Here is a 4,206-nt window from a genome sequence, read left to right as displayed (position 1 = left end):
CTCCCGGGCCGGAGACGACCGCGACCCCGGAGCCGACCGCGACCCCGGAGCCGACCGCGACTCCGGAGTCGCAGTGGGCTCCGGAGTCGCGGTCGGCTCCGGGGTCGCGGTCGGCTCCGGGGTCGCGGTCGTCTCCGGCCCGGGAGTGACGTCCTCGGTCACGCTGACGCTCACGAGCGTCGCGAGTCCCGAGTCGGAGTACGCGATGCGACCGAGGTACTCGGCCGGCCCCGCGAGGTCGGACCAGGAGATCGAGTAGCCCGTGGGCTCGCCGAGCACGGCGTCCACGGTCTCGGGCTCGGTGGTCAGCGATCCCTCGCCGCCCTCCGCTGTGACGACGAAGCTGCGCAGATCGAAGGTGACGGTGTCGTCGCTCCCGACCGCGTAGATGTCGGCGGTCACCCGGTAGGTGCCGGCCTCCGGCGAGTCGAGGTCGACGCGCTCGTCCGCGGAACCGGTAGCCGAGACCGCCTCCGACACCGGCTCGCCCGCGGCGTCGAGCAGGTCGACGTACAGGTCGAGGTCGGCCGTCTCGTCGATCGAGTCGAGGTCGAAGCGCGCGAAGGTCGCCCCCTCGGGGACCTTCACGGTCGTCTCGAGGGTCGTGCCGGCGGGCAGAGTGCCCGAGTGGCCGTCCGCCGCCGTCGCGTCCTCGGCCAGCACGCCGCGTGCGAGACCGCTCGGCGAGAGCGGGAGCGCGCCGTCGATGCCGGGCGTGATCGTGGCGGTGGTCGAGCCGGTCGAACCGGATCCCGACACCTCGTACGGGGCGTCGAGCAGCACCGGGCGCACCGCGACCGGGCTGCGCACCTCGTGCTCGGCGCTGGTCCAGGTGAGGTAGCCGGTCGCGAACTCCCCGAGCTCGGCGTCCTCGGTCGTCACGCTCACGGTGTACTCGGCCGTCTCTCCCGCCGCCCCGAAGGACAGGGTCGAGGGCGACACGACGGCGTCGACGCCGGGGACGTCGATCGAGGCGGTGTACTCGCCCGGACCGGTCGAGGTGACCGTGCGGGTCACCGTCTGGGTCCCGGCGAGCGACCCGATGGCGATCGAGGCCTGGTTGAGGTCCGACGGGTCGATGGCGTCGACCTCGATGTCCGGGTCGAACACGTAGCCCGCGCCCTTGAGGAACGCGATCCAGTCGCTCGGTCCGCTCTCGTAGAGCAGTCCCGGGTCGAGGAAGCGCGTCGGGTCGACGTGGCCGGCGCCCTGGGCGAAGACGTCCTCGGAGGGATCGCCCGCCTGGTCGACGCTGTCGTACGCGGTCGTCATCATGGCCGACTTGACGGCCGACGGCGAGGCGTTCGGCGCCACTCCGAGGATCAGCGCCGCGAGGCCCGCCACGTGCGGCGAGGACATCGAGGTGCCGGACTCGAACGCGAAGGCCGGGTCGTCGCCCTCGGCGTTGAAGGAGTCCGCGAGGATCGCGACTCCGGGCGCCGTCAGGTCGGGCTTGAGCACGTCGCTGCCGTCGGCCTCGGCCGGGCCGCGCGACGAGAAGCCGGCGACCTGCGGGACGGGGATCTCGGCGCCCGTGAGGTTGCCCTCGCTGAGCACGACGGTGGCACCGTCGGTCGAGGCGTACTCGGTGATCGCGTCGTAGGCCTGCGAGTCGATCTGGATGCTCGGGACGGAGTGGTCGTCGACGTGCAGCGCGTTGGGGAACGGGTTGAGCAGCAGCATGCCGATGCCACCGGCCCGCTCGACCTCGGCCGACTTCGAGACGCGCGCGGTCGTGCCCGCGGTGCAGGCGACGACGGTGCCGGCGACCTTCGCGGGGTCGAGCGTGCCCGGGGCGCAGACGGTCGGCGTCTCGGAGCCGGGGAGCACGACGTCGGCGCTGTTCACCAGCGGTCCGGCGACGTCCTCGTGGACCGAGATCGATCCTCCGACGAACGCCTGCCCGTCGCCGAGCGCCGCGGTCGCGGTGTACGTGGGGATGGAGGAGGCGGCGACCGTCGTGTACCACGGCGACGCGTGGTCGAGGGTCGAGTCGCCCGGGCCGGAGTTGCCCGCGGAGGCCGCCACGAAGACGCCGGCCGCCGCGGCGTTCAGGAACGCCTCGTCGTACAGGGTCAGCGTGGAGGTCGCGGAGCCGCCGCCGATCGAGAAGTTGATCACGTCGACGCCGTCCTTCACGGCCGCGTCGATGGCCCCGAGGATCCCGGTGCCCGAGCAGAAGTCGTCGTCGTCCGTGCCCTCGACGTCGCCGTTCCAGCAGACCTTGTAGGCCGCGACCTTGGCCGCCGGGGCGACGCCCGAGATGGTGCCGTAGTCGTAGCCGTCGACGCTCGCCTCGACGTCGGCGTTGCCGGCGGCGGTGCTCGCGGTGTGCGAGCCGTGGCCGTCCGCATCGCGCGGCGAGAGGAATTCGGGGTTGTCGGCCGAGCCGACGCTCTCGGACGCGCCGAGGAACCAGCGCGCGCCGATCAGCTTCTGGCTGCACTCGTCGCCGTCCCACTGCTGGGAGGCGTCCGCGCCGCTCTCGCAGGCGCCGACGAAGTCTCCGCCGTCCGACTTGCGGTAGGTGACGGACTCGCCGTCGGTGTACGGGGCGGCTCCGGGGCTCGTCGCGAGCGGTGCGCCGGCGAACGAGGGGTTCTCGGGCGCGATGCCGGAGTCGATGACGCCGACGACGATGCCCTCGCCGGCCTTCTCGACGCCGCCGACGGCGTTCCAGACGCCGTCCGCACCCTCGAGGCCGAGGAAGTCGGTGGAGCGCTGCTGGCCGGTGTCGGGAACGGGGATGCCGTCCCCCTCCGCCTGCGCCGACGGCGCGGTCCGCACTGCTCCGGGAGCGCGGTCGAGGGTCAGATCCTCGACCTCCCTGACCTGCGCGACGTCCTTGCGGTCCGCGAGCCGGCTCGCCTGAGCGCCGGTGAGAGTCGCGGAGAAGCCGTTGAGCGCGACCGTGTAGTGGTAGCCGATCTCGGCGTCGACAGCGGCCGCCACGTCGTCCTGGCGCTTCTCGAGGTGGTCGGCGTAGTCCTCGACCGGCGCGGAACGCGCCTGCAGCTGCGCTCCCGCGTCGGGGGCGGTGCGAGCGAAGCGGGCGTCGGTGCCCGTGTACGTCGCGGCTGACGGCTCGACGAGGGTGACGACGTAGTCGCCGTCGTCGAAGCCCTGCAGCGACGAGAGGCCGCCGACGAGGGAGGCGCTCCCGATCGCGGGAGCGGCACTCGCGCCCGTGGCGGCGAATGCGGCGGAGGCGGCGACACCCAGAGCGGCGAGACCCGCGAGGATCCGCCTCTCTGCGCGCCGGACAGGTGGACGGTGGGAGGGGTGGATCGGCAATCGATGTCCTTACTCACATTCGCTGAGAACCGGATCGGTCCCCGCACTGAATCGACCCTACGAACTCGATTGCCCGGCTCTGTTACGAACACGTAACGAAGTCCCCGAAAGCGTTACTCCGCATCTTGGCACTCTCCCTGCCCGAGTGCTAAATTCGTCGCAGTTGAGTCGAGTCGACTCAACTCGAGATTCATCCGTTGCCAGACCGAATGGAGTGATTCCCATGGCCGTCACCTACGACCCCGTCCGCGAGCTCGACCGCTTCGCCTCCGCCCTCTTCGGCTCGGGCCAGGGCCCCCGCCGCATGCCGATCGACCTCTACCGCGACGGCGACCACTACGTCCTGACCGCCGACCTCCCGGGCATCGACCCCGGCTCGGTCGATGTCGACGTGGACGGCCAGCTGCTCACGATCCGCGCGCAGCGCACCGTCGCCGGCGGCGAGGGGGTCACCTGGATCACCCGGGAGCGCCAGTCGGCGACCTTCGTGCGTCAGCTGAGCCTGGGCCAGGGAGTCGACACCGAGCGCATCTCCGCGTCGTACGACAACGGCGTGCTCTCGGTCACGATCCCCGTCTCCGAGAAGGCGCGCTCCCGGAAGATCGAGGTCGTCTCGGCCTCGGGCCCCGAGCAGGTGCAGCTGAGCGAGGCGCACGCCGACTAGCCCGGCCTCTCCGGCGGGGCGGCTGCACGGGCGGCCGCCCCGCCGTCCTGTGCGGCGCCACAGCCCTACGCTGACTGGATGCGCGCTTCATCGCCCGACGCCGCCGTCGGAATCCTGCTCCCCCGCGACCTCCCCGCCTCCGAGGTCCTCCGCTACGCCCGCCGAGCCGAGGCCGCGGGCTTCGACGAGCTCTGGGTCGTCGAGGACCTCGGCTTCCGGGGCGGCATCGCCCAGGCCGCGGCCGTCCC

2 protein-coding genes are annotated in these 4,206 nt (G+C 72.3%); one reads left to right on the top strand and one right to left on the bottom strand.

Features of this window, described 5'->3' with window-relative positions; genetic code table 11:
• Positions 1-3,294 (bottom strand): S8 family serine peptidase (locus tag NB037_RS18790; protein WP_251948471.1); only part of this gene is annotated, 3,294 nt, incomplete at its 3' end.
• A gap of 223 nt (positions 3,295-3,517) precedes the next feature.
• Between NB037_RS18790 and NB037_RS18785 the strand changes: the two genes are divergently transcribed.
• On the top strand, positions 3,518-3,958 hold the full coding sequence (locus tag NB037_RS18785; RefSeq protein ID WP_251948470.1) for an Hsp20/alpha crystallin family protein: 441 nt from the start codon (positions 3,518-3,520) through the stop codon (positions 3,956-3,958).
• The last annotated feature ends 248 nt before the right edge of the window (positions 3,959-4,206 follow it).

This window comes from Rathayibacter rubneri, from assembly GCF_023743255.1.
Lineage (GTDB): Bacteria > Actinomycetota > Actinomycetes > Actinomycetales > Microbacteriaceae > Rathayibacter > Rathayibacter rubneri.
This window is presented reverse-complemented; position numbering and strand designations above follow the sequence as displayed.